This window comes from Oleiphilus sp. HI0067, assembly GCF_001635735.1.
The window spans coordinates 1-725 of record NZ_LWFI01001588.1; the positions used below are offsets into that span (position 1 = coordinate 1).

General features: G+C 46.5%; 1 protein-coding gene. It reads left to right on the forward strand.

Annotation, left to right across the window (positions count from 1 at the left end; genetic code table 11):
• Positions 1 to 725, forward strand: a 725-nt coding sequence (locus A3739_RS25835) for an aldehyde dehydrogenase family protein (RefSeq protein ID WP_156502849.1), incomplete at both ends; no start/stop codon positions are given.

The following is a 725-nucleotide window of genomic DNA, read 5'->3' on the forward strand; positions in this document are numbered from 1 at the left end:
TGCAAGGCATTTTTAAAGAACAAACCCAAGCTTTCCGTCGTAACCCGATGCCAAGCTATGAAGAAAGAGTTGCGAATCTTAAGAAGCTGCGCCAAGCCCTTTTAGACAACGAAGCAACGTTCATTGAGAAGATCTCTCAAGACTTTTCGAGCCGCTCAGAGAACGAAACACGCCTCGCTGAGATCATGCCTGTACTGCATAGCATTGATTACACGCTTAAGAACTTAAAGCGTTGGATGCAATCCGACAAGAAGAAGGTTTCGACTTTATTTATGCCTGCTAGCGCACGTGTTGAATACCAACCACTTGGTGTCGTTGGAATCATCGCGCCATGGAACTACACCTTATCCTTATCGCTTGGCCCACTAGTTTCAGCTCTTGCTGCGGGCAACCGTACAATGATCAAGATGTCTGAATTCACCCCAGTCACCTCGGCATTTGTTGAAGAACTTCTATCGAAGATTTTTCCTCAAAACCTAGTCGCAGTTATTAATGGTGATGCGGATGTAGCCGTTTCATTCTCTGACATTCCTTGGAACCACTTGTTGTTTACTGGCTCTACGAGCGTTGGTCGCCATGTTATGCGTGCTGCGTCTGCCAACCTTACCCCTGTCACCCTTGAGCTTGGAGGCAAGTCACCAACGATTATTTCTGACTCAGTAAAAATGGATGAAGCCATCAAGCCGATTGTGTTTGGTAAAGCCTTCAATGCTGGCCAGACTTGC